Here is a 25,049-nt window from a genome sequence, read left to right on the forward strand (position 1 = left end):
GAGGGCGGGGGAGAGGGGTGGCCCGGGAAAAGGCCTATCCGTCTGCGACTGTACGGCGCGCGCAAATCGAGAGAGTCCCCGTGTGATACCCCTCTCCCTGCCCCTCCCCGCAAGGGGGAGGGAATGAGAGAGCGGTGCCCGCCTCACGTCGTGAAGCTACACACGCGCAGAGGACGTATTGACTACGCCTCCCCATCCTTCCATCCGATCTTGTCCCTGAGGAATCGAAAGCCCAGCACCTCAAAACCGGCGCGCTCCTTGTTGTCCTTGCCGTAGCCGTGACCGCCGGCTGCCGGCTCGTAGAGCCAGGCCTCATAGCCCATCGCCTGGAGTTTTGCCGCCATCTTGCGGGCATGGCCGGGATGGACGCGGTCGTCGCGCCGCGTGGTGGCGATCAGGATCGGCGGATAGGCCTGGCCGGGCTTTGCGTTGTGATAGGCGGAGTAGGTCTTCAGCCACTCCCATTCGTCGGGCTTGTCGGGGTCGCCATATTCCGCGATCCAACTCGCGCCTGCGAGCAGCTTGGTGTAGCGGCGCATGTCGATCAGCGGGATGGTGCAGAACAGCGCGCCGAAGCGTTCGGGGTAGCGCACCAGCATGTTGGTGATGAGGATGCCGCCGTTCGATCCGCCCTGCGCTGCGATGCGCTTCGCGCTCGTCACGCCGCGGCGGACGAGATCGGCGGCAACGGCGGCGAAATCGTCATGCGACAGCTTCTTGCCGGCGAGCCGGCCGGCATCGTGCCAGCGCGTGCCGAATTCGCCGCCGCCGCGCAGATTCGCCTGCACCGTGGTGCCGCCGCGCTCCAGCCACAGCTTGCCGAGCGAGGCGTTGTAATACGGCTTCACCGCGACGGCGAAGCCGCCATAGGCGCTCATATAGACCGGCGCATCGCCAGTCTCCTTGGCAGGACCGGTCTGCACATAGGGAATGCGCTCGCCGTCGATCGAGATCGCCTCGTGTTGCGTCACCACGAGGCCGTCGGCGGTGAACGTCTTCGGCGCCTGCTTCAGCACGGTCGGGCTTGCGACGCCGCGCTCCAACAGCAGCAGCGAGGGCGGCGTGAGCGGATCCTGCACATTGGCGAGCAGGTCGCCATTGCTCTCGGAGGGATGACGGTCGAGCGGCCAGATGTCGACGACGCCGATCTGCGGGAGGCCGGGAAGCGTGGCGCGGCTCCAGCCCGCGGCGGACGGCGTGCAGATCTCGAATTGCGGCTTGAGCTCGTCGAGGATCGACAGCACCAGCTTGCTGCCCGCCCAGAACAGGCCCTGCAATGCGCGCCGCGGGCCGGGCTCGAACAGGACCACGAAATCGCGGCTGCCGGCGAGGAACGCCGAGAGCGAGATGCCGAGCACGGTGTCGGTGGCAAAGGTTCGGCCTCCGGCCGACCAGTCCTTGCGCAGCTTCATCGCGAACCAGTCGCCATGCGCCTGCATCCAGACGCCGGTCGGCAGGTCGAGCTTCGTCGTCGCACCGGTCGCATCGCGCAGCCAGATCGCGTGATTGAAGAAGTCGATCTGATCTACGATCCAGACCCGCGGCGCCGATCCGGTGTCGTCGGCCATGCCGGAGACCGCCATGTGATCGGCGGTGGTCTCGATGATCACCTGCGCCTGATCGGCAGGCTGGCCACGCCGCCACAGGCGAACGGTCCGCGCATATCCGGAGCTCGTCGCCATGCCCTCGCCATGCGCGCTCGACAGCAGAAGCGTGTCCTGATCGAGCCAGTCAACGCCGCCCTTGGCTTCCGGCAGCGTAAAGCCGTCCGCCACGAAGCTCTTCGTGTCGAGGTCGAATTCCCGCAAGGTGACGGCGTCGCTGCCGCCGCGCGACAGGCTCAGAATCGCCCGCGAGCTTGCCGGCATCGTGACGATCGAGCTCAGCAGCCAATCCTCGCCCTCCTTTGCCGCGAGCTGGTCGATGTCCAGCATGATCTCCCACGCCGGGCTTGCTTTGCGAAACTCCGCCAGATTGGTTCGCCGCCACAGGCCGCGCGGGTTGGTGGCGTCCTTCCAGAGGTTGTGCAGATCGCTGCCGCGCCGGCTGACATAGGGGATGTTGTCGGGACGATCGTAGATCGCCGCTAGGATATCGCGGTCGCGCGCGAAGGCCGCTCCGCCGAATGCGTCGAGCGTCAGGCTGTTCTGCCGCTCCACGAAATCGAGCGCGTGCTTGCCTTCGATCTCCTCCAGCCAGAGCCAGGGATCGTCGTCGGGAGCGCTGAGCGTAGGCCTGTCGTCGACCGTCATGAACGAAACTCCCAAAAGTCGCGGCGGATAGGATTTGATCGAGCGCAAGCCGTCAAGAGCGCAGCCCGCTATCATCTGCCCGATTGCGTCAGAGGCATGGCCTGCGCCCGTTTGCGCCGGTTGCCCGCCCTCCCGCGCCGCTCCATAGTGCCGGGAATCAACAAAGCCCTTGTGAGCCCGTTGGGGCGGAAATGCCGATGCTTGATGTGACTTCAGCCAATCAGATCGCCGCCGACGCCCGCGTGCGTGCCAACGTGGTGCGCCTTGCTGCCGCGCAGGCGCTGACCGGCGCCAACTCGGCTGTGATCTTCGCCACCGGCGCGATCGTCGGCGCCACGCTCACGCCCGACATGTCGTTCGCGACCGTGCCGATCTCGATGTATGTGGTGGGCCTTGCCGCCGGCACGCTGCCGACCGGCGCGATCTCGCGCCGCTTCGGCCGCCGCGCCGCCTTCGTCATCGGTACCGGTCTGGGCGCGCTCACCGGCCTGCTCGGCTCGTTCGCCATCCTGCACGGCTCGTTCGCGCTGTTCTGCATCGCGACCTTTCTCGGTGGCCTCTATGGCTCGGTGGCGCAGTCCTATCGCTTCGCCGCCGCCGATGGCGCCAGCGTGGCCTACCGGCCCAAGGCGGTGTCCTGGGTGATGGCGGGCGGCGTGTTCGCCGGCGTGCTCGGTCCGCAGCTCGTGCAGTGGACCATGGATGTCTGGCAGCCCTATCTGTTCGCCTTCAGCTTCCTGGTGCAGGCTGCGGTGGCGCTGGTCGCCATGGGCATCGTCGCCGGCGTCGACATGCCGAAGCCGGCGCCGGCCGATCTGCATGGCGGCCGGCCGCTGCTCACGATCGTGACCCAGCCACGCTTCATCGCGGCGGCGCTGTGCGGCGTCATCTCCTATCCCATGATGAATCTGGTGATGACCTCGGCGCCGCTCGCCATGAAGCTCTGCGGCCTCAGCGTCAGCGATTCCAATTTCGGCATTCAATGGCACATCGTCGCCATGTACGGGCCGAGCTTCTTCACCGGCGCGCTGATCGCGCGCTTCGGCGCTCCCAAGATCGTCGCCGCCGGGTTGCTGCTGGAAGCAGGCGCCGCCACCATCGGCCTCTCCGGCCTCACCGCGATGCACTTCTGGGCCACCCTGATCGTGCTCGGCGTGGGGTGGAATTTCTCCTTCATCGGCGCCTCCGCCCTGGTCTTGGAGACGCACCGGCCGCAGGAGCGCAACAAGGTGCAGGCCTTCAACGATTTCCTGGTGTTCGGCATGATGGCGATCGGCTCGTTCTCGTCAGGGCAATTGCTCGCCAATTACGGCTGGTCCGCGGTGAACATGGTGGTGTTCCCGCCGGTCGTGCTGGGGCTTGCCGTGCTCTCGCTCGTCTCCTGGGCGCGCCGCCGCAAGGCGCGGCTGGATGCCGCCATGGGCGAGTTCCCGGACGCGGTCTGATGGCGGGAGGCTGTCAGCAACGTTGATACTTCGATCCAGGTCGAAGTGATTTTCGGGAGCCGCGTTGTTACATGATGCTCGTCATGAACAGGCTCGTCAGGCCAGCAACGTCCTTCATTTTCTGCCGTCATTCCGGGGCACCCGAAGGGTGAACCCGGAATCTCGAGATTCCGGGCTCGATGCTTTGCATCGCCCCGGAATGACGGCGAGGAGCAAAGAAATGCTCGACAATCCCCGCCACGCAGCTCCGATCGACGAATCCTCCCTCCGCTATGAAGGCTGGCGCATCGTCGCGGTCTGCTTCCTGCTCGCGACCTTCGGCTGGGGGCTCGGCTTTTATGGCCAGAGCGTCTATGTCGCCGAGCTCCAGCGCGCGCGGGGCTGGCCCGCCTCGCTGATCTCCGCAGGGACGACGTTCTTCTATCTGTTCGGCGCGCTGCTGGTCGTCTTCGTCGGCGAGGCCGTCCGAAAATACGGCCCGCGCCTCTGCCTGATCGCGGGCACGCTGGCGATGGCCGCCGCGGCGGTCGCGATCGGCGCGGTGCGCGAGCCCTGGCAGCTTTATCTCGCCGACGCCGTGCTCGCCTTCGGCTGGGCCGGCACCAGTCTCGCCATGATCACCAACACGATCAGCCTATGGTTCGACCACAAGCGCGGCATGGCGATCAGCCTCGCGCTGAACGGCGCGAGCTTCGGCGGCATCGTCGGCGTGCCGCTGCTGGTGACCATGATCAGCCATGTTGGATTCGCGACCGCGATGTACGCCACATCAGGCGCCATGCTGGTGCTGCTCGTGCCGGTGATCCTGCTCGCCGTCGGCCGGCCGCCCGGGCACCATGGCTGGCATGCGGCAGCGAAGGCAAAGCCGCAATCGTCGGCGCAAATCCGCGCGCACGCGCTGCGCGACGTCGGCTTCCTCACGGTGACGATTGCCTTCGCGCTGGTGCTTTTCGCGCAAGTCGGCTTCATCGTGCACCTGATCTCGTTCCTCGACCCGGTGATCGGCCGCGAGCGCGCCGCCGTGGCGGTTGCGGTGCTGACGGCGATGGCGGTGGTCGGCCGCGTGCTGTTCTCGATGGTGATCGACCGGCTCAATCAGCGCCTCGCCTCGGCGCTGTCGTTCCTCAGCCAGGCCGCGGCGCTCCTCGTCGTCATCAACCTGCACAACGACTACGTGCTGATCGCGGCCTGTGCCGTGTTCGGCTTCTCGGTCGGCAACCTCATCACGCTGCCCTCGCTGATCGTGCAGCAGGAGTTCGATTCCGCCTCGTTCGGCGTGCTGATCAGCCTGAACACCGCGATCAACCAGGTGACCTACGCGTTCGGCCCCGGCGTGGTCGGCTTCCTGCGCGATTTCTCCGGCGGCTATGCGCTGCCGTTCTATCTGTGCATCGCGCTGGAGGTGGCGGCGGCGGCGCTGATCATGGTGCGGGGGAAGCCTCATAGGGTGGGCAAAGGCGCATAGCGCCGTGCCCACCATCTTCTCAACGAGTGCCGCGAGAATTGGTGGGCACGCTTCGCTTTGCCCACCCTACGACATCACGCCTCCCGCTGCCGCAACAACGCCTCGACATCCAGCCGCTTCGTAATCATCGCAAGCTTGCCATCCGGCCCGAACGGCCATTGCTCCCTCGGCCGATCCCAGTACAGCTCGACGCCGTTCTGGTCGGGATCGCGCAGGTAAAGCGCCTCGCTGACGCCGTGGTCGCTCGCGCCGTCGAGCGCAATGCCGACCGAAAGCACCCGGTGCAGCGCATCCGCCAGCGCGGGGCGCGTCGGGTAGAGGATCGCGGTGTGAAAGAGCCCGGTCGTGCCCGGCGGCGGCGGCGAGCCGCCCTTGCTCTCCCAGGTGTTGAGCCCGATGTGGTGATGATAGCCGCCGGCCGAGATGAAGGCCGCGCCAGAGCCCATGCGCTGCATCAGCTCGAAGCCGAGCACGCCGCAATAGAAGCCGAGCGCGCGATCGAGATCGGCGACCTTGAGATGAACGTGGCCGATCCGGGTGCCGGCATGGACGGCTGGGTTCTGCGACATGACAATGCTCCGTTGATCAACCCCACATAGGCCGCGCCCCGGGACAGTGCCACTGGCCTATCCCGAAACCCAGCGTTTCCGGATGCGAAACTAAGAGAGCTCCGGCTCCTCGCCCTCGGGCAGCCCGAACTCGAACGTGTTCAGCGTCATCGACACCATTGTGTAGTAGCCGCACAGCCCGATCACCTCGACCACGCCGCGTTCGCCGAGCAACTTCACCGCCTCATCATAGAGGCCCTTCTCGACGCCGCGGCCCTCATGCAGCGACTTCGCGACGTCGTAGATCATCCTGGCCTTGGGGTCGTCGAACTCAGGCGTGCGGCGGTCGCGGATCGCGTCTATGATTTTTGGATCCATGCCGCCTGCAAGCGCGAGGCGCTTGTGCGCGTACCATTCGTAATGCGCGGTCCAGTGCCGCGCCGTCACCAGGATCGCGATCTCCGAGAGCTTGGCGGGGAATATCGTGTCGAAGCGCAGCACTTCGCCGAGCCGCGTGGCGTGACGGGCCATCTCCGGGCTGTTGAGTCAGGCCATCATCGGTGCCGGCGGCTTGCCGCGCTTGCCGGCAATCGACTCGTCATAGGTCTGCCGCTGGCTCTCGTTCATTTCGCCAGGCGAAAGAAGTGTCAGGCGCATTCTCGTTTCCTCTTTGTTTTCAAGCACCGTCGTGGTCGCGACTATAGCCGAATGCGCCTGCGGAAGTGGTTGAATTCCACGGTGCGATGGCCCAGAGTCGCGCCCAACAAGTCGATTTTGATTGATGGAAACGACCAATGACTGACTCTAAAACCAGCGATTCTGAAACGGCCGATCTCGAAACATTCCGCAACGAGACGCGCGCCTGGCTTGAAGCCAACTGCCCGCCGGAAATGCGCAGGCCCGCAACGTCGGACGCCGACGTGTTCTGGGGCGGGCGCAACGCAAAGTTCTCGTCCGAGCCGCAGCGCATCTGGTTCGAGCGCATGCGCGACAAGGGCTGGACCGTGCCCGACTGGCCGAAGGAATATGGCGGCGGCGGATTGAGCGCTGCCGAGCACAAGGTGCTGCGCGCGGAGATGGCCAAGATGGGCGCGCGTCCACCGCTGTCGAGCTTCGGCATCTGGATGCTCGGGCCGGCGCTGCTGAAATACGGCAACGAGGCGCAGAAGAAGGAGCACCTGCCAAAGATCGCGGCGGGCCTGATCCGCTGGTGCCAGGGGTATTCCGAGCCGAACGCCGGCTCCGATCTCGCTTCGCTCCAGACCCGCGCCGAGAGCGACGGCGATGATTTCGTCATCACCGGCTCGAAGATCTGGACCTCCTACGCCAACTATGCCGACTGGATCTTCTGCCTCATCCGCACCGATCCGGCCGCTAAGAAGCACGACGGCATCAGCTTCATCCTGTTCGACATGACCTCGAAGGGCGTGACGACCAAGCCGATCCTCCTGATCTCCGGCTACTCGCCGTTCTGCGAGACCTTCTTCGACGGCGTCCGCGTGCCGAAATCGCATGTGGTCGGCACCGTCAACCGCGGCTGGGACGTCGCGAAATATCTGCTCCAGCACGAGCGCGCGATGATCTCGGGCATGGGCGAGCGCGGCGTCGGTCGTCCGCTCGGCCAGATCGCAGCCGATTCCGTCGGCAGCGATGCGCAAGGTCGCCTCGACGATGCGATGCTGCGCGGCAAGATCGCGAGCTTCGATGTCGATGAAGCCGCGCTAGCCGCCTGCGCCGAGCGTGCCGTCGATCTCGCCAAGGCGGGGCAGGCGCATCCGGCGTTCTCCTCCGCGATGAAATATTACGGCACCGAGCTCAACAAGCGCCGCTACGAGATCCTGATGTCGGCCGGCGGCGTCGATGCGCTGGAATGGGAGAGCGAGCGCTCGAAGCAAGGCGCCCGTCCGCGCGCCTGGCTGCGCACCAAGGCCAACTCGATCGAAGGCGGCACGTCCGAAGTGATGCTCGGCATCGTCGCCAAGCGCATCCTCGATCTGCCGGGGGCCTAACCGTCGTTCCGGGGCGGTCCGCAGGACCGAACCCGGAACCTCGAGATTCCGGGTTCGCGTCTTCGACGCGCCCCGGAATGACACCAACAGATTTACAAAGACGCTAGAGACTGAAAACCATGGCCCTCGTCCTCACCGAAGAACAATCGATGCTCCGCGACTCTGCGCGCGGGCTGATCAGCGACAAGGCGCCGGTGTCGCACCTGCGCCACTTGCGCGACTCCAGGGATCCGACCGGCTTCTCCAAGGAGTTCTGGCATTCCTTCGCCGAGATGGGCTTTGCCGGCTTGCTGGTGCCGGAAGAGTTCGGCGGCTCCGGTCTCGGCTTCGTCGAGGCCGGCGTCGTGATGGAGGAGATCGGCCGCACCTTGATGCCGTCGCCCTTCCTCGCCACCAGCGTGGTCGCAGCCTCGGCGTTGAACCGCGGCGGCAATGCCGCGCAGAAGTCGGAATATTTGCCGAAGATTTCCAACGGCTCGCTGCTGGCGACGCTCGCGATCGACGAGGGCGCCAAGCATCGCCCGCTCCGGACCAGCCTCCAGGCCGTGCGTGCCGGCAACGGCTTCAAGCTCTCCGGTGCCAAGGCCCTGGTGGTTGACGGCCACGTCGCGGATCTCCTGATCGTCGCGGCGCGCACCGCGGGCTCCGCCGGTGAGCGCGACGGCCTGACGCTGTTCCTGGTCAACCCCAAGGCCAAGGGCGTCGCGATCGAGCGCACCATCATGGTCGATGCGCACAACGCTGCGCGGATCGAGCTTGCCAATGTCGAGGTCAATGCCGACAGCGTGCTTGGCGAGGTCGATCAGGCCGCCGGTCTGCTCGACGGCGTGCTCGATATCGGCTGCGGCGCGGTGGCCTCCGAAATGGTGGGCCTCAGCGACGAAGTGTTCAATCGCACCGTCGAGTACCTGAAGAGTCGCAAGCAGTTCGGCAAGCTGATCGGCGAATTCCAGGCGCTGCAGCATCGCGCCGCCGAGCTCTATGTCGACATCGAGATCACCCGCGCCGCGGTGATGAAGGCGCTCCAGGCGCTGGATGCTGACGTCACCAAAGCCACGTCAGCCGTCGCGGTCGCAAAAGCCCGCGCCGGCACCACCGCCACGCGCGCGGTGCAGGAAGGCGTGCAGATGCATGGCGGCATGGGCATGACCGACCAGTTCGACATCGGCTTCTTCATGAAGCGCGCGCGGGTCTGCGAGGAGCTGTTCGGGGATGCGAACTACCACACCGAGCAGTTGGCAAGGGCGCGGGGGTATTGAGGCGGGTGGACGTGAGGCGCAGGACGCCGCCTCACAATCAGTGTCGTCGCCCGGCTTGACCGGGCGACCCAGTACGCCGCGGCGTCTCGATCAACAACAACTGGCTCTGGAATACTGGATCGCCCGCCTTCGCGGGCGATGACGGTTGAGAGTGTGGAAAGCTCGTGCCTCATCTCGTCATTGCGAGCGCAGCGAAGCAATCCAGACTGTCACCGCAGAGGGATTCTGGATTGCTTCGTCGCTGCGCTCCTCGCAATGACGGCGGAGGAACCGCCGTTACCGCATCGGCGGCGCGTACTGCACGCCACCGGCGTTCCACAGCTGGTTCATGCCGCGCGGGATCTTCAGCTTCGACTTCTCGCCGATATTGCGCTCGTACATCTCGCCGTAATTGCCGACATTGCGGATGATGCGGACGACCCAGTCCTTGGTGAGGCCGAGCTGCTCGCCGTAATTGCCTTCCGTGCCGACGAGGCGCATCACTTCCGGCTTTTTCGACTTCAGCGCCTCGTCGATGTTCTCGGAGGAGACGCCGAGCTCTTCGGCGTTGATCATCGCGTAGAGCGTCCACTTCACGATCATCATCCAGTCGTCGTCGCGCTGGCGCACCACGGGGGCGAGCGGCTCCTTGGAGATCATGTCCGGCAGGATCATGTGATCGCCGGGCTTCGACAGGTTCAGCCGCAGCGCGTAGAGCTGCGAGACGTCGGCGGAGAGCGTATCGCACTTGCCGGTGTCGTAGGCCTTCACCACGTCGTCCAGCTTGTCGAACTTCACCTCTTCGTACTTCATGTTGTTGGCACGGAAGTAGTCGGAGACGTTGAGCGCCGTCGTGGTCCCGGTCTGCACGCAGACCTTGCTGCCGGTCAGGTCCAGCGACGTTTCCTTGTTGCGCGAACGCGGCAGCATGAAGCCTGCGCCGTCGTAATAGGCGACGGCGGGGAAATAGAGGTCGTAGTCGAGCTCACGCGCCATGCTCCAGGTCGAGTTGCGCGAGAGGATGTCCACCTTCCGGCTCTGCAATTCCTTGAAGCGCTCGCTGGCGTCGAGCGCGACGAACTTCGCCTTGGCCGGATCGTTGAAGATCGCCGCCGCCACCGCGCGGCAGAAATCGACGTCGAAGCCGGTCCAGTTGCCCTTGTCGTCGGGGATCGAGAAGCCCGGCAGGCCCTTGTTGACGCCGCACAGCACTTCGCCGCGGCGAACCGTACGCTTCAGGGTGCGGGTGTCGTAGAACTCGTAGATGACGGCGAGCACGCCGACCAGCACGGCGACCGCGAGCCCGATGAGCAGGCCGCCTCGAAAAGTGCGCATGATGTCTCTCTCTCGAAATAATCGGGAAGAAAAGGAAGTGTTGCGAAGGCGGGGAACTTAGAGTTCGGGCTTCTGCCGGATGACCACCTTGGTGCCGACAGGGACGCGATCGTAGAGATCGGCGACGTCGTTGTTGACGAGACGGAAGCAGCCCGAGGACACCTTGGTGCCGATCGTATCGGGACGGTTGGTGCCGTGAATGCGGTACACGGTGGTGCCGAGATACATGGCGCGGGCGCCGAGCGGATTGCCGGGGCCGCCGGCCATGAAGCGCGGCAGATAGGGCTGGCGCTGGATCATCTCGGGCGGCGGCGTCCAGTCCGGCCATTCCTTCTTGTTGGTGATGTTCACCAGCCCCTGCCACTGGAAGCCGTCGCGGCCGACGCCGATGCCGTAGCGGATCGCGCGCCCGCCCGGCTGCACCAGATAGAGGTGGCGCTCTGCGGTGGAGATGATGATGGTGCCCGGCGTCTCGGTGGTGCGGAAGTAGACCACCTGCTTCTGCCATTCCGGCTCGAGCTGGTAGGCGTCGTCAGCGACCAGACCCGGCTCGTCGCCGCGGTCGGGCTGCTGCGCGATGGCCTGTGGTGCGGACAGGATCAGGCCGATCGTGGCCACGAACATCCCGGTCAGGCGACGAAAATCCGTCATTTCAAGCTCTCCCCGCTGCCACAGCGCAAATCATTCAAAGCCATCAAATCTCAGGGGCATGTTCATGGCAAGTTGATGGCGCGCCCGGCTGGTATGTCACGAGAATGCTTTGCTTTTTTGACGGGCCCACGGCAATGCCACAAACAGGGGATGGCGCGAAAAGCCTAGATGGCGGCCGCCAGGCCGGTGCGCTCCCTCCCCCGCTTGCGGGGGAGGGTCGGGGAGAGGGTGCTTCTACAATCAAGGACCCCCAAGAGGCGAGAGCCCTCACCCGCCGCGCTCGGGACGATGCTTCGCATCGCCCGGGGCGCGTCGGCCTCTCCCGCAAGCGGGAGAGGCAAAGGGACCTCGCCAGGCGGCGACCCGTCAGATCTTGTTATTCTCCGCCGCGATCCCGAGCCGCCGCACGATTTCGGCTCCCACGGCGCGGGCCTCGAGCCGCGAGCCGATGCGGGGGCTGCGAAAGCGTCGGCCCGAGCGCAACCGGATCGTGACGATGCAGTGCTCGTCCTCGGACCGGCCGCGGCGGTCGACGGTGATCGTCTTCACCTCGTGCCCCTCGATATGGTCGGTGCGCGGCTGGCCGTCGCCCCACAGGCGTTCGACGCGGATGTCGCCCTCGCGGATGATCCAGAACGCGCCGGTCACGAGGTTGGCGTAGCGATACACGGCGAACGCCGCGATCGCGCCGAGCGGCAGCAGCAGGATATCGACATGGCTCGGCGGCCATCCGCGCCAGAGCTTGTAGGCGTAGGGCACGGCGGACAAGGCGACGGCGATCAGTGCGACGATCCTTATGTCCCGTGCGGAAAACGCCTCGAGCGGCTCGCCGAGATGCATCTCGGAATTGCTGGCATCGAGCGGATTGACCGGCTCCTCGACGTGGGGAACGTCGAATTGCGTGGCGATCCGTGCCACGGTGTCGCGCACATGCGTGACATCCGAGATCGGCGGCGACGTCAGGCGCTCGCCCGAGACAAGCGTGAAGACCAGCTGAAAGCGGGCCTTCACCCGCTTGCTGCCGGGAACTTGCAACCCCGTGATGTCGTCCTTCGGAACGATCCGCGTCTGGAGTTTTCCGAAGGGACGCTGATGCCCGATCAGGATCTCGTCGGGTGTGATGATCCACACCACCGCCGGCGCCATCATGATGCCGACGACAAATCCCGCTCCACCAGCAGCGCGACCACCGAGATGATGATTTCCAGCGTGTCGTGCGTGAACAGGCCGGGCGTGAAGCAGAGCGCAACGGCCGCCGCAGAGCCGGCCACGACCAGCCGCTGCGCGATCGATGAGCCTTCACGAAGGCGGATGTCGTTGCTGGTGGTCGCGTCGTCCATTGCGGGCGGCTGATTTCGAGGCTCGCGAAACTCCACGGACCGGTCCGTGGAGTCAAGCAACAAGGCCGTCAGGCGAAACCAGCCGCGCGATGTCCGGGCCGCATCAGCTGCTGGCGTTCAGCAGCCTTGCCACCGTGCGGTCGATCTCGTCGTAGCGGCCTTCGCCGGCGTGCTGGAACACGATCTTGCCGGTCTGGTCGATGACGTACTGCGCCGGCCAATACTGGTTGCTGTAGGCGTTCCAGGTCTTCGAATCGTTATCCTGCGCCACCGGATAGGTGATGCCGTGACGCTTCAGGGCGGCCTGCACATTGGAGGCCGAGCGCTCGAACGGGAATTCCGGCGTGTGCACGCCGACCACGACCAGGCCCTTGTCCTTGTATTTTGCATAGAGGTCGGTGACGTGCGGCAGCGTGTTGACGCAGTTGACGCAGCCATAGGTCCAGAAATCGACCAGCACGACCTTGCCGCGGAGATCGGCGATGCTCAGCGGCTTCGAGTTGAACCAGGTGTTGATGCCGGTGAAGTCGGGCGCGGTCTGCTGGCTTGCGGCCGCGCTGACGACAGGCGCAGCGCGTGCGGCCTCGTCGCAGATGCCGGGGATCACGGCGCCGGTCACGGCCATGCCGATCAGGGCTGCGGATACGGCGAGCAGTTTCAAGGTCATGGAAGCGTCCTCCGTTGAGATGCGAAGCAATTACAGGCCGATCTGGCCGGTGGGATAGAAGCCGGTGAGCCACGCCACGATCAGCGTGTCGTATTGGAAGTAGGCGGCGACCGCGAAGCCGATCACGACGACGCCAAAGCCCTGCTGCAGGCGTGGCGAAATGCGCGCGAGGCTGCGCACGCGCGTCGTCGCGGCCTGTCCGCCATAGGCGATCGCGAGCATCGGGATCGCCGCGCCGATGGCGTAGGCGACCAGCAGCGTGCCGGCCCAGGTCGCATTCTTCGTCGTCGCCACCAGCGTCAGGATCGAGCCGAGCACGGGCCCTGCGCAGGGCGTCCAGACCAGGCCCAGCGTGGTGCCGAGGATGAGCCCGCCAAGCGCGCCCTCGCGCTGCGCGGCGCTCGCAGCACCAAGATCGAGCCAGCCATTGAGTCGGATCGACAGCCATTCGAACGGCGCCGGCCACAGCATCAACAGGCCGAAGCCGAGCAGCAGGATGGACGCCGCTTCGCGCAGCACGTTCGGATCGAAGTCGAACAGCCGGGTGATCGCGCCGAGCAGCAGCGCAGTCGCCGAGAACGAGATGACGAATCCGAGCGCGATCATCGCCGGCCGCAGATGCCCCGCGCGTCCGATCGAAGCGCCAAGCAGGATCGGCAGCATCGGCAGCGTGCACGGCGCAGCGATGGTGAGGACGCCGGCAAGGACGGCGAAGATCAGGTCGAGCATGGGCCACTCGCGAGGGAGGTCACGAGGGCAGTTCGGGATGGGAGGGGCAGTCGTTACGTGGCGTCACGGCTTCGTGACGGGGTGCCCATCGGGGTGACGGTGCGCTCCCTCCCCCGCTCGCGGGGGAGGGTTGGGGAGAGAGTGTCTCCGCAACGGGATACTCCCCGAGAGGAGAGAGCCCTCACCCGCCGCGCGCGGGACGATGCTTCGCATCGCCCGGGCACGTCGGCCTCTCCCGCAAGCGGGAGAGGCGGGGCTCGCGGTGGCCACCTCAGGCCCAAACACAAAACGACCCGGAGGGGGGCATCCCGTCCGGGTCGTTGGAAGTCTTGGGAGGTTTAAGCAAAACCGTATGTGAGCTTTATAGGAGGGAAGTTTTTCCGCCTGATGTTGTGGTTTGTTTCAATTGTTTCGTCCGCGGTAACACTTCCGTGTCCGGGAATAGGGCCGCTGGTCAGGTCCTATCCCTTTGAAATCATGAGCTTTCAGGCAGCGAAGCGGTCGACGCCGCAGCCCTTAAGCAAATCCGCCAATTGCTTGCGGGCATAGAACATCCGCGTCTTCACCGTGCTCTGGGGGATGCCGATGATCCGACCGACCTCCTCCACGGACTTCTCGTGGTAGTAGACGAGGGTGATGATCTCGCGATGCGCGGGCGACAGTTTCTGCACGCAGGCGCGCAGGATGGCGCTGGTGTCGCTGCGGTCGAGCGAGGTCTCGGGCGTGTCGGTGTCGTCAGGGATCTGGCGCACGTCTTCCTGGTCGATGTCCTCGAAGCGGCGCTGGCGCATCGCGGTCAGCGCCTTGAAGCGGGCGATCGACAGCAGCCAGGTCGAGACCTGCGAGCGGCCCTGGAACTGGCCGGCGGTCCGCCACACGTCGAGGAACACCTGGCTGACAAGGTCTTCCGCGGTGGTGGAATCACGCACGATACGCAGGATGAAACGGTAAACCCGCACATTGTGCCGGCAATACAGGATGTGCATCGACGTCCGGTTGCCGTCGGCAATGCTCTCCAGAAGCATATCGTCCGAAGTCGCCTGAGCGGCGATGATGCTCTGGCTGGCCTGGGCGTTGATGGCGATGACGTTCGGCATAGACTTGGCTCCCCGTAGCGCCGCAACCGAGCGGCGTTTCCTTGGACCAAAGTGTTAATCAGCCACCGTTTCGGGACGTCTGCGCGAAAAGCGGAAAATGGTTTCGTGCGCCGCCAAATTGTTTCGTCGGACAGGGCGCGACGAAACATTCGGGGCAAAAAAGCGTGGAATTTCAATGTACGGAAAATACGGGGGTGGGGATTTGGCAGCGAGCGGAGGCGCCGGGAACGAATTTTCGGGGTTTGCGTTCAGTCGCGCCCCGCACTCCGCCGTCGTCCCGGACAAGCGCGCCAAAAGCGCGCGCCGATCCGGGACCCATAATCACAGGGAGGCGTTGTGGCGCGAAGCTGGTAACTCCGAGTCTTCGCCAAACCCAATTTCGTGGCTATGGGTCCCGGATCTGCGCTGGCGCTTGTCCGGGACGACAGCTGTATTTGCCGCGCGCCCCTACGTCTTCTCGCCAGCCGGCGAGAACAGATAGCCGCCGCCGCGGATGGTGCGGATCACGGCGGGTTTTGCCGGGTCGGGCTCGATCTTGCGGCGGATGCGCATGATGCGCAGGTCCACGGCGCGGTCGAACGCCTCGGCGTCGCGCGCATTGGCCAGTTCGAGCAGGCGCTCGCGCGACAGCACGCGCTTCGGATTGGCCGCGAACACCTTGAGCAGCCCGAACTCCGATGCGGTCAGCGGATGCTCGTTGCCCTCGTCGTCGCGCAGCGCCTGGGCTTCGAGATCGAGCCATTTGGTGCCGAAGCGGACCAGCTGATCCTTGCCCGATTTCGCCGCCGCAGCCTCCGGCGCCGCGGCCTTGGCCGGCCCGCTTCTGCGCAGTACCGAGCGGATGCGCGCCATCAGCTCGCGCAGCTCGCAGGGCTTTGCCACGTAGTCGTCGGCGCCAAGCTCGAGCCCGACGACGCGGTCGATCGGGCTCGCGGTCGCCGTGAGCATGATGACAGGCACGTTGATGCGGCTCTTGAGGTCGCGGATGATCGACAGCCCGTCTTCCTCGGGCATGTTGAGGTCGAGCACGACGAGATCGGGCATGCCGCCGTCGATCGCGGCGCGCAACGACTTGCCGCCGTCGCACAGCGTCACGGTGAAGCCGTGCATCTTGAGGTAATCGCCGACCATCTCCCGGGCCGGGGCCTCGTCGTCGACGATCATGATGTGCTGGCTTTGGGTCATGGTCTTGAGATCACGGCAGTTCGGTCGCGGGGAGGGTAATGGTGAAGGTCGAGCCCCTGCCGGGGCCGTCGCTGTCGGCGGTCACCTCGCCGCCATGCATGTCGATAATACGCTTGACGATGGAAAGCCCAAGCCCCGTCGAGCTCTCGCCGGCGGTCGGTTTTGCCGACAGCCGCTGGAACCGGCCGAACAGGCGGCCGAGATCCTCCGGCGACAGGCCGGCGCCCTCGTCGCTGACGCGGACGATGGTCTCGCTGCCCTCATGGGCGACGGCCACGCTGATCTTGCCGCCGATCGGTGAGTACTTGATGGCGTTGCTGATGAGGTTGTCGATCGCCTCCCGGATGCGGTCGGTGTCGCACATGGTGACGATGTTGGACGGCGCGGCGACGCTGATCGCCTGCTGCTTGTTGACGGCGAGCGGCTGGTTGGCGTCGGCGACCTCCTTGACCAGGGCGGCGACGTCGACCGGCTCGCGGCGGATGGTGATGTCGAAGGCATCGGCCATCGCGTCCGAGATCAGGTGATCGACCATCGTGGTCAGGCGCTTCGTGGCGTCGCGGATGTGATCGACCTGGGCGACCACGCCGCTGGACGAGGCGCCGGTCGAGATCAGCTCCTTCAGCATCTCGGTGCGGCCGAGGATGACGCCGAGCGGATTCTTCAGATCGTGCGCGACGGTACCCAGGATCTCGTTCTTGAAGCCGTTGGCGCGCTGCAGCCGCAGCCACTGCGCCGAGAGGCGGCGGTTGGCCTGCATCAGGGCGCGGGTGCGCTGGGCGACGCGGTCTTCCAGCTGCGTGTTGGCGTCCTGGAGCTGCTGATAGAGGATGACGTTGTCGAAGGCGATCGAGAGCCGGCTGGAGAAGATCTCGACCAGCGAGCGGTCGGTCTCGGACAGCTCGCGCTCGGCCTGCAGCAGCACGACCACCTCGCGGCCGCTTCCGGTGCGCAAGTAAATCACGCTGCGGTGGTCGGCGAATTCGTTCTTGCGGCGCTGGAAGGCGGCCTCGACCATCTCGCGCAGGTCGGGGTCGAGCGCCTTCGACGTCGTGGTGCCGATGAAGCGGCTGTAGCAGCCGCTGCCGGCGAGCACCGAGAGCTCGGGGTCGACGCCGCCATTGTCGCGCAGGACCAGTATTCCGGCGCAATCGACATTGAGCAGCGAGGCGAGCTGGGTCAGCACGCCCTCGGCGAGCCGCTGCATCGACTTGAAGTCGTACAGCGTCGAGGCCGCGTCGATGATGATCTCGAGCCCGCGCCGCGTCTGCACCATGCGCTCGAGCTGCTGATAGGAGCGCAGCGCCGCGGTCAGCGAGGTGAACAGCTTGTCGGCGGTGAGCTCGGTCTTGGCCTTGTAGTCGTTGATGTCGTACTGCACGATCACGCGCCGCTCCGGCGCCTGGCCGGGTTGGCCGGTGCGCAGGATGATGCGCACGGTCTCGTTGCGGATCTCGTTGCGGATGAACTCGACCAGCTCGAGGCCGGCGACGTCGGTCTCCATGATGACGTCGAGCAGCACCGCGGCGATGTCGTTGTGCGCGGCCATCAGCTTGCGGCCTTCGGCCGCGGAATAGGCGGAGAGGATCTCCAGGCCCTGGCCGTTGAGGCTGTAATCGGACAGCGCGAAACGGGTGCCGTCATGCACGGCCGGATCGTCGTCGATGACGGCGATCTTCCACTTCCGGGCGTCCGTATCCTCCGACGCGGTGCCGGTGTCGTCGATCAGGTGGAGGACATCGTCCTGTTCGGCCATTGAGAAGTCCCGTCAGTCTCTGTGCTTTGCGCGCCGCCCTTGGCGACCCGGGGCATGATAATGCGAAAAGTAGTGCCTTGTCCCAGCTTGGATTCCAGCATCATCCGCCCGCCGAGCTGCTGGGTGACGAGGTTATAGACGATATGGAGGCCAAGTCCCGTACCACCTTCATTGCGCCGGGTGGTAAAGAATGGGTCAAAGGCCTGGCGCTGCACGTCCGGGGTCATGCCGGCCCCGTCATCGGTGAAGATGATCTCGATGTCGTCGGCCCCGCGCGGCCGCGCCGAGATCGTGATCGTGCCGGCGCGCCCGTCGGCGAAGGCGTGGTTGGCGGCGTTGAGGAAGAGGTTGGTCAGGATCTGGCCGTAGGAGCCGGGGTAGCCGTCGAGCAGCAGGCCCTCGGGTACGTCGACCTGGAGCGTGATCGGCGAGCGCTTCAGCACCGGGCGCAGGCTGGCGATGATCTGGTCGGTGGCTTCGCTCAAGCTGAACTGCCGCCGCTCGGCATGGGAGCGGTCGACCGCGACCTGCTTGAACGACTGGATCAATTCGCCGGCGCGCTGGAGGTTGGCGACCAGCTGCTGCGAGGCATCGCGCGAGGCCTGCACGAACTCTTCGAGCTGCGAGCGGCGCAGGCCGCCCTCGCCCTTGAGCTGGGCCTCGAAGATATCGCTGCGCCGGGCAAAGCTCGACGCAACGGTGAGGCTGATGCCGATCGGGTTGTTGACCTCGTGCGCGACGCCGGCAACGAGGCCGCCGAGCGCCGCGAGCCGCTCGGCGTCGATCAGGTTCTGCTGCGCGGTGTTGAGCTCGATCAGCGCGCTCTCGGCCTTCTCCTTGGACGCGCGCAGCTCGTCCTCGGTCTCACGCTTGGCGATCGCGTTCTCGCGGAACACCTCCACCGCGCGGGCCATGGCCCCGACCTCGTCGCGTGCCTTGGTGCCCTGCACCTCGCGGTCGAGGTCGCCGAGCGTGATCGCGCGCATCGCCGCCATGATCTGCTGCAGCGGCAGGCGGATCGACAGCGCGATCAGCACGCCGGCGGTGAGGATGATGCCGAGGAAGATCACCGCGATCGACAGCACGCGCCGCGAAATATCCGCCAGCGTGCGGTCGAACGTCTCCTGCGCCTTCTGCTCGCGCTGGCGCATCTTGGTCGAGAGGTCGTCGATGGCGCCGATCGCCTCGGCCTGGCTGGCGTCGATGGTGTTGCGCAGCAGCTCGGTGCGGCTCATCAGCTGCTCGGAGAGTTTTGCAAAGCCCTCGCGCAGCGCCACGGTGCGGGTCGCGAGCCGTTGCAGCGCCATGCGCTGGAGGTCGTTGTCGGCGAGGTCGATCATCACGGGGATGGTCTTCTCGATCGTCTCGGTGTTGTGGCGCGCGTCGTCGGCCGCGCCTGACGACTGCGACAGATAGTAGGAGTTGGCCGCGACCAGCATCGCGGTGAAGGCCTCGCGCGACTTGCCGAGCGAGGGCCAGATCAGCGCGTCGCGATGGCCGGTGGCGCCTTCGATGATGGAATACAGGCCCGCCATGTCCCTGGCCGGGCCCTGCACCTGGTCCTCATAGGTCTTGGCGATGGTGGCCTGGACGCTGCGCAGCTCGCCGAAGCCGTTGAGGAAGCGGTCGGTGGTGCGCTCCAGCTCCTCGACCGAGCCCGACAGCATCGGGTCCTTGGCGGCGCGGTTGGCGAGGGTCCCCAGCACCGCCTCGCGCAGCAGCAGGATCTCGGCGAACAGGTCCGGGCTCGGCTGGTTGATGTAGCGGTGGATCAGATTGTGCAGCCGCCCGGTCTCGCTTTCGAGCAGCGCCAGGATCCGGTCGGACTCGCGCACCTGGCGCACGTCGTCCCAGGCCGAGCCCAGCACTTGCGAGCCGTTCCAGATCAGCGCCACCAGCACCACCACCACGGCGGAGTTCAGCGCCGCGATCGACAGGATGCGCCAGCGGATCGGCACCGCCCGAAGCGCGCCGACGAGGCGCGCGCGCAGCCGCCCGAGCGGCCCGGGCTGCCTGTCTGCGTGCTCGCTGTGTCCAGCTGCGGGCAACGAGGCTCACTCCACCTTGCGAATGCGTTCGATCAGTGCGGCCGCGGCGGGATCGCGCCCGGCCTTGGCGTAGATCGCCGCCATCGCGTCCTCGAACGGCTTGCGATCGATATCCCTGACGATGGTGACGCCGGCTTCCTCCGCCTTGCGCTGCGACTGCTCCTCGAGGTCGCGCCACTTCTCGCGCATGAAGCGGCTGGAGCGCTGCGCGGCCTCCCGGAAGATGGTCTGGTCGTCCGCCGACAGGCTGCTCCAGGCCTTGAGCGAGATCACCAGCACTTCGGGGCTCATCGTGTGCTCGGTGAGCGCGAGGTAGCCGGCATGTTTGTAATGGTCCGTCGTCACGAAAGATGGCCAGTTGTTCTCGGCGCCGTCGATCAGATGATTGGCAAGCCCGGCGAGCACCTGCCCATAGGGCATCTCGACCGGCTCGGCGCCGAGCGAGCGCATCATCTCGCTCATCAACTCCGATTGCTGCACCCGGATCCGCAGGCCCCGGAGGTCTGCGATGCTTCTGACGGGGCGGGCGCCGTTGTAGATCGAGCGCGCCCCGGAATCGTAGAAGGCGAGCCCGACGAAACCGTAGGGCTCGAAGCTGCCAAGGATCTCGCTGCCGATCGGCCCGTCCAGCACCTTCTGCATGTGCTCGATGGACCGGAACAGGAACGGCATGGCGAGCACGTTCATCGCCGGGACGAAATTGCCGATCAGCGCCACATTGGTCCGGTTGAGGTCGATCGCGCCGGCCCGGGTCTGCTCGATGGTCTCCTTCTCCTCGCCGAGCTGGCGGGAATGAAAAACCTTGATCTCGTGGCGGCCGCCGGTGCGCTCGGCGATCAGCGCGCCCATGTAGCGCAGCGCCTGGACGGTCGGGTAATCCTCGGTCTGGGTGTCGGCGGCGCGAAATTCACGCGCAACGGCGCTCGTCGCGCAAATGGCGAACAAAAGCGCGACGAAAACCACCCCGGTCCGTGAGAGTTCGGCACGGTTCAACACTGGCACACTCAACCCCTCAGTGGTGGAGTCTATGGCGAGACCAAAAGGTTCAATGCAATCTAGCAGATGGTTAAGGGAAGGCCATCCCGCCGCGGCCCGCGGGGTGATTGTGCGGCGCGGCCGGCCCTCATTCCCGGTTGAAACTGGAAATGCCGCGCCGTAAGCAGGACAGGGTCGCCTTTTGCCGCGCGACATGGAAAGAGCCATCGTGATTTCAGCATTGCGCTGTTTGCAGGTCGTTGCCACCGCCGCGGCCTTCACGTTCACCGCGCAGGCCAACGCCGCCACCGACATCGCGTGGTGGCACGCCATGTCGGGCGAGCTCGGCCGGCAACTGGAAAAGCTCGCCGCCGACTTCAACGCCTCGCAGTCCGATTACCGGATCGTGCCTGCCTACAAGGGCAACTACACCGAGACGGTGACGGCGGCGATCTTCGCCTTCCGCTCGCGCAGCCAGCCCGCGATCGTCCAGGTCAACGAGGTCGCCACCGCCACCATGACCGCGGCCAAGGGCGCGATCTATCCGGTGTTCAGCCTGATGCGGGACCAGGGCGAGCCGTTCTCGCTCAACGACTACCTTCCTGCCGTCTCCGGCTACTACACCGATGCGGCCGGCAATCTGTTGTCGTTCCCGTTCAATTCGTCGACGCCGATCCTCTACTACAACAAGACCATGTTCCGTGACGCCGGCCTCGATCCGGAGGCGCCGCCGAAGACATGGCCGGAGCTTGGCGCGATCGCAAAGCGTCTGCGCGACCGCGGCGCTCCTTGCGGCTTCACCACGTCCTGGCCGTCCTGGATCCACATCGAGAATCTCTCCGCCTTCCACAACCTGCCGCTCGCGACCCGCACCAACGGTTTTGCCGGGCTCGATGCCGAGCTGACCATCAACAATTCGGTCGTCGTCAAGCACGTCGCCCAGCTGGCTGAGTGGCAGAAGACCAGGCTGTTCGACTATGGCGGCCGCGGCCAGTCGGCCGAGCCGCGCTTCCAGAACGGCGAATGCGGCATCTTCATCGGCTCCTCGGCGACGCGCGCCGACATCAACGCGAACTCGAAATTCGAGATCGGCTACGGCATGATGCCGTACTGGCCCGAGGTGAAGGACGCGCCGCAGAACTCGATCATCGGCGGCGCCACGCTGTGGGTGCTGCGTGATCGGCCGCGCGCGGAATACAAGGGCGTTGCGCGGTTCTTCGCCTATCTGTCGCAGCCCGGCGTGCAGGCGGCCTGGCACCAGAACACCGGATATCTGCCGATCACCCGCGCCGCCTACGAGCTGACGCGCGCGCAAGGCTTCTACGAGCGCAATCCGGGCTCGGCGATCTCGTTCGAGGAGATCACGCTGCATCCGCCGACGTCGAACTCGAAGGGCATCCGGCTCGGCTCCTTCGTGCTGATCCGCGGCGCGATCGAGGACGAGCTGGAGCAGGCCTTTGCCGGCCAGAAGAGCGCGCAGGGAGCTCTGGATTCCGCCGTCGAGCGCGGCAACAAGCTGCTGCGCCAGTTCGAGCGCGCCAGCCCGGAGCGATAGGCGCTGCTCGGCCCGCTGCGCGCGCACGCGACTCCACATCACGAAATTTGAAGCGATGCACGGATCCGCGGGCGGGCCGCAAATCCACGCTCTCGAAACAATGACGCCCGTGTGAGCCACATCACTTGTGCCGCGGGCGCGCAGCGATAATCTTGAGGTTGTTTCACCTATCATTTTTCCGGAAAAGTTGTGATGGAGATCGCTTATGTTTTGCTCATGTTGCATCATCCCGAACGACGTTCTGACCAGACTTTCCCAGGACAAGAAGCTGTCCGCCGTGCTTCGCAAGCAGATGGTCGACACCGTCCAGGTCAGTCATGAACTGCGCGAATTGCGGACGCAGACGGCGAAACTGACCAGCGTCGTGGCGGCGCGCGCCGCAGGTCTGGTCACGCTGGCCGCGGCGCCGTCGGTCACGGTCTACGACTGCAAGCACACGCAGACGCTGCCCGGCACGCCCGTGCCGAAGCCGAAGACGTCCTCGGACGGCTCCGTCAAGCGCACCTTCAACCAGACCACCAAGGTGGCCAGGTTCTACCAGCAGGTCTTCAACCGGAATTCGATCGACGATCACGGCATGACCATGATGTCGTCGGTTCATTTCGGCGAGAAGTACAACAACGCGATGTGGAACGGCTCGCAGATGGTCTATGGCGACGGCGACGGCAGCATCTTCCTCGACTTCACCCGCGGCAACGACGTCATCGGCCACGAGCTGACCCATGGCGTGACCCAGCACAGCCTCCAGCTCGCCTATAGCGGCGATGCCGGCGGCCTGAACGAGAGCATCTCCGACTGCTTCGGCTCGATGTTCCGGCAGTGGGAGGCCAAGCAGGACGTCAAGAAGGCCGACTGGCTGATCGGGCGCGACATCATGGGGCCGGCGGCCAAGAAGAAGGGGTTCGCCTGCCTGCGCGACATGGCCGATCCCGCCGCCAAGCACTGCCTGGCGCCGCAGCCGACCAAGTATTCGCAAGTGACGCCCGGCATGGACCCGCATTACGCGAGCGGGCCGCCGAACCTCGCCTTCTACACCGCCTGCACGACGCTTGGCGGATACAGTTGGGCCAGGATCGGGCAGGTGTGGTACCATTCGCTCACTGGTTTCGGGCCGACGCCGAACATGACGATGAAGGCATTCGCGGCGCGGACCCGGCAGGGTGCCCACACATTGTACCCTGGCGATGCCGCAGTCCTCGCCGCCGTCGATACCGGATGGAAGAAGGTCGGGCTCTAAAGCGTGCGATACGAAAGGAAGGAAGCGTGGATCGCTTGAAGATCGAGCGCGTCGGAGGGTTCGCCGGCTTCGGCGGCCCTCACCTGAAAAGTCGTGGTGAAGTGGCGCTGTCGGATCTGTCCGCCGCCGATCAGAAGACGGTGGAGCAGCTGTTTGCCGATCCGAAGAAAGTCGCGCCCGCACATCCGGGTCAGGCCGACGCGTTCAGTTACCGGATCACGCGCGGTGCGCAGACCATCGAAGTCCCCGAGCATGCGGTCCCCTCGGCCATCAAGAACAGCGTCAAGGATGTCCTGGAATAACACCGGGCGGAGCCGGGCGCTGTGATGGAGGAGATGCTGCCGCCGGATTCCGCCGCTGCTTGTTCGGCAGGTGCTTGTTCGGCGGGTGCCTGGGGCGTGTCCGCGTCGACGAGCCTCGAGGCCTACCGTGCCTTGCGCGCCGACCAGTCCCGATGGCTGCCGATCGCGCTCGACATCGCGCGCAGCCACGGCCTCGACGTCGGCGCGCCGCAGGTGTTTGTAACAGGTACCAATCTCGTGGTCGGGCTCGGTGAGCGCCTGATCCTGAAGATCTTCCCGCCGCTGCTCCACGCGCAATTCGTCTCCGAGCGCGGTTCGCTGACGCAGCTTGCGGGACGTCTTTCCTTGCCAATTCCGCAGGTCGTCGCGGAAGGGATGCGCGACGGCTGGCCCTATCTCGTCATCACGCGTCTTGCCGGCACGCTCGGCTCGGAGGTCTGGCCGTCTCTGCCGGAACAGCAGAAGGAGCGCCTGCTGCGCCAGATCGGCGAGACCATCGCGGCCGTGCAGCGCGCGCCGCTTGGCCCTCTCGCAGCAATAGAGCCGCGCTGGGACGAGTTCATGCGCGCCCAGATGCAGGGGTGCCGCGCCAGGCACCAGCGTCTCGGCCTTGCGCCCAAATTCCTTGGAGGCCTCGACGATCTCCTGCGCGATGCGGCCCGCCTCGTTCCGATGGACGCGCCGCCGGTGCTCCTGACCGGCGAATACATTCCGGAGAACTTTCTGCTCGCCTGCCATGACGGGCAATGGTCGCTCGCCGGCCTGTTCGACTTCGGCGACGTGCGGGCGGGATGGCGCGACTACGACCTGCTCGGCCCCGGCGCCTTCATGGCGGCGGGCCGGCCGGGGAGGGTGCGCAGCCTGCTCGAAGGGTTTGGCTATGCGAAGCTGGACTATGCGCTCAAGCGGCGCCTGATGGCCCTGATGCTGCTGCACCACGCCAGCGATCTCAACAGCCACATCTGCATCGAGGGCTGGCAGGACAAGGCGAAGGATCTCGTCGAGCTGCAGGACCTGATCTGGGCGGAGTGAGTGCTCCGGCCCCACCCCTCTCCGTCATTCCGGGGCGCCGCGAAGCGGCGAGCCCGGAATCCATTTTCCCACGCATTCTGTGGCCCGATGGATTCCGGGCTCGATGCTGCGCATCGCCCCGGAATGACGGCCGGGCCTGGTGGCTTCAGCACGGGCGCCGCGCTACCTGCGCGATGAGTCCTG

Annotated in this window: 19 protein-coding genes and 2 pseudogenes; 8 read left to right on the forward strand and 13 right to left on the reverse strand. The window is 65.7% G+C overall.

Features of this window, described 5'->3' with window-relative positions; all coding sequences use genetic code 11:
• Positions 1-182 precede the first annotated feature (182 nt).
• Positions 183-2,252: a prolyl oligopeptidase family protein gene (locus EI171_RS07500; protein ID WP_161532970.1), complete on the reverse strand. Its 2,070-nt coding sequence runs from the start codon at positions 2,250-2,252 to the stop codon at positions 183-185.
• 197 nt (positions 2,253-2,449) lie between these two features.
• Between EI171_RS07500 and EI171_RS07505 the strand changes: the two genes are divergently transcribed.
• The gene (locus EI171_RS07505; RefSeq protein ID WP_161532971.1) at positions 2,450-3,697 is read left to right on the forward strand and encodes an MFS transporter; all 1,248 of its coding nucleotides are present in this window, start codon (positions 2,450-2,452) and stop codon (positions 3,695-3,697) included.
• A gap of 220 nt (positions 3,698-3,917) precedes the next feature.
• On the forward strand, positions 3,918-5,162 hold the full coding sequence (locus EI171_RS07510) for an MFS transporter (RefSeq protein WP_161532972.1): 1,245 nt from the start codon (positions 3,918-3,920) through the stop codon (positions 5,160-5,162).
• Positions 5,163-5,236: 74 nt separating this feature from the next.
• Here EI171_RS07510 and EI171_RS07515 read toward each other — a convergent pair whose 3' ends face one another.
• Both EI171_RS07515 and EI171_RS07520 read right to left on the reverse strand, forming a co-directional pair.
• Positions 5,237-5,731, reverse strand: a complete 495-nt coding sequence (locus tag EI171_RS07515) for a VOC family protein (RefSeq protein ID WP_161532973.1) — start codon at positions 5,729-5,731, stop codon at positions 5,237-5,239.
• A 90-nt stretch (positions 5,732-5,821) separates the two neighbouring features.
• A pseudogene (locus EI171_RS07520) lies at positions 5,822-6,367 on the reverse strand (carboxymuconolactone decarboxylase family protein).
• Positions 6,368-6,504: 137 nt separating this feature from the next.
• Here EI171_RS07520 and EI171_RS07525 point away from each other — a divergent pair.
• Both EI171_RS07525 and EI171_RS07530 read left to right on the forward strand, forming a co-directional pair.
• Positions 6,505-7,719 carry an acyl-CoA dehydrogenase family protein gene (locus EI171_RS07525; protein ID WP_161532974.1) on the forward strand — a complete coding sequence of 405 codons (1,215 nt, stop codon included), beginning with the start codon at positions 6,505-6,507 and terminating at the stop codon, positions 7,717-7,719.
• Positions 7,720-7,838: 119 nt separating this feature from the next.
• Complete coding sequence (locus tag EI171_RS07530) at positions 7,839-8,978, forward strand: acyl-CoA dehydrogenase family protein (RefSeq protein WP_161532975.1); 1,140 nt, start codon at positions 7,839-7,841, stop codon at positions 8,976-8,978.
• A gap of 276 nt (positions 8,979-9,254) precedes the next feature.
• Here the strand turns inward: EI171_RS07530 and EI171_RS07535 are convergent, their stop codons facing one another.
• The 10 genes and pseudogenes from EI171_RS07535 to EI171_RS07580 form a co-directional block, all read right to left on the reverse strand.
• Positions 9,255-10,292: an amino acid ABC transporter substrate-binding protein gene (locus tag EI171_RS07535; protein WP_011083843.1), complete on the reverse strand. Its 1,038-nt coding sequence runs from the start codon at positions 10,290-10,292 to the stop codon at positions 9,255-9,257.
• Positions 10,293-10,349: 57 nt separating this feature from the next.
• A complete protein-coding gene (locus tag EI171_RS07540; protein ID WP_011083844.1) occupies positions 10,350-10,943 on the reverse strand; it encodes a L,D-transpeptidase in 594 nt (197 codons plus the stop codon).
• A 366-nt stretch (positions 10,944-11,309) separates the two neighbouring features.
• Positions 11,310-12,283 (reverse strand): annotated as a pseudogene (locus EI171_RS07545) (hypothetical protein).
• A gap of 103 nt (positions 12,284-12,386) precedes the next feature.
• Positions 12,387-12,950, reverse strand: coding sequence for a thioredoxin family protein (locus EI171_RS07550; RefSeq protein WP_161532976.1), 564 nt, complete (start codon positions 12,948-12,950; stop codon positions 12,387-12,389).
• Positions 12,951-12,980: 30 nt separating this feature from the next.
• Positions 12,981-13,679: a cytochrome c biogenesis CcdA family protein gene (locus EI171_RS07555; protein ID WP_011083847.1), complete on the reverse strand. Its 699-nt coding sequence runs from the start codon at positions 13,677-13,679 to the stop codon at positions 12,981-12,983.
• 485 nt (positions 13,680-14,164) lie between these two features.
• The gene (locus EI171_RS07560) at positions 14,165-14,776 is read right to left on the reverse strand and encodes a sigma-70 family RNA polymerase sigma factor (protein ID WP_161532977.1); all 612 of its coding nucleotides are present in this window, start codon (positions 14,774-14,776) and stop codon (positions 14,165-14,167) included.
• 447 nt (positions 14,777-15,223) lie between these two features.
• A complete protein-coding gene (locus EI171_RS07565) occupies positions 15,224-15,961 on the reverse strand; it encodes a response regulator (protein WP_161532978.1) in 738 nt (245 codons plus the stop codon).
• A 10-nt stretch (positions 15,962-15,971) separates the two neighbouring features.
• Positions 15,972-17,717: a DUF3369 domain-containing protein gene (locus EI171_RS07570; protein ID WP_011083850.1), complete on the reverse strand. Its 1,746-nt coding sequence runs from the start codon at positions 17,715-17,717 to the stop codon at positions 15,972-15,974.
• The gene (locus EI171_RS07575) at positions 17,687-19,765 is read right to left on the reverse strand and encodes a HAMP domain-containing sensor histidine kinase (RefSeq protein ID WP_161532979.1); all 2,079 of its coding nucleotides are present in this window, start codon (positions 19,763-19,765) and stop codon (positions 17,687-17,689) included. The genes EI171_RS07570 and EI171_RS07575 overlap by 31 nt, the downstream gene beginning before the upstream one ends.
• A 6-nt stretch (positions 19,766-19,771) precedes the next feature.
• Entirely contained in the window at positions 19,772-20,767 is a 996-nt protein-coding gene (locus EI171_RS07580; RefSeq protein WP_161532980.1) for a TRAP transporter substrate-binding protein, read from the reverse strand.
• Between the two features lie 187 nt (positions 20,768-20,954).
• On the opposite strand from EI171_RS07580, the gene ugpB reads away from it, so the two are divergent.
• From ugpB to EI171_RS07600, 4 genes are all read left to right on the forward strand, one after another.
• On the forward strand, positions 20,955-22,295 hold the full coding sequence (ugpB, locus tag EI171_RS07585; protein WP_038965236.1) for a sn-glycerol-3-phosphate ABC transporter substrate-binding protein UgpB: 1,341 nt from the start codon (positions 20,955-20,957) through the stop codon (positions 22,293-22,295).
• A 205-nt stretch (positions 22,296-22,500) separates the two neighbouring features.
• Positions 22,501-23,532: a M4 family metallopeptidase gene (locus EI171_RS07590; RefSeq protein WP_161532981.1), complete on the forward strand. Its 1,032-nt coding sequence runs from the start codon at positions 22,501-22,503 to the stop codon at positions 23,530-23,532.
• Positions 23,533-23,558: 26 nt separating this feature from the next.
• Positions 23,559-23,834, forward strand: coding sequence for a protealysin inhibitor emfourin (locus tag EI171_RS07595; protein ID WP_060909434.1), 276 nt, complete (start codon positions 23,559-23,561; stop codon positions 23,832-23,834).
• Positions 23,835-23,858: 24 nt separating this feature from the next.
• The gene (locus EI171_RS07600; protein WP_246740615.1) at positions 23,859-24,866 is read left to right on the forward strand and encodes a phosphotransferase; all 1,008 of its coding nucleotides are present in this window, start codon (positions 23,859-23,861) and stop codon (positions 24,864-24,866) included.
• The last annotated feature ends 183 nt before the right edge of the window (positions 24,867-25,049 follow it).

The organism is Bradyrhizobium sp. LCT2, assembly GCF_009931255.1.
Classification (GTDB): Bacteria; Pseudomonadota; Alphaproteobacteria; order Rhizobiales; family Xanthobacteraceae; genus Bradyrhizobium; species Bradyrhizobium diazoefficiens.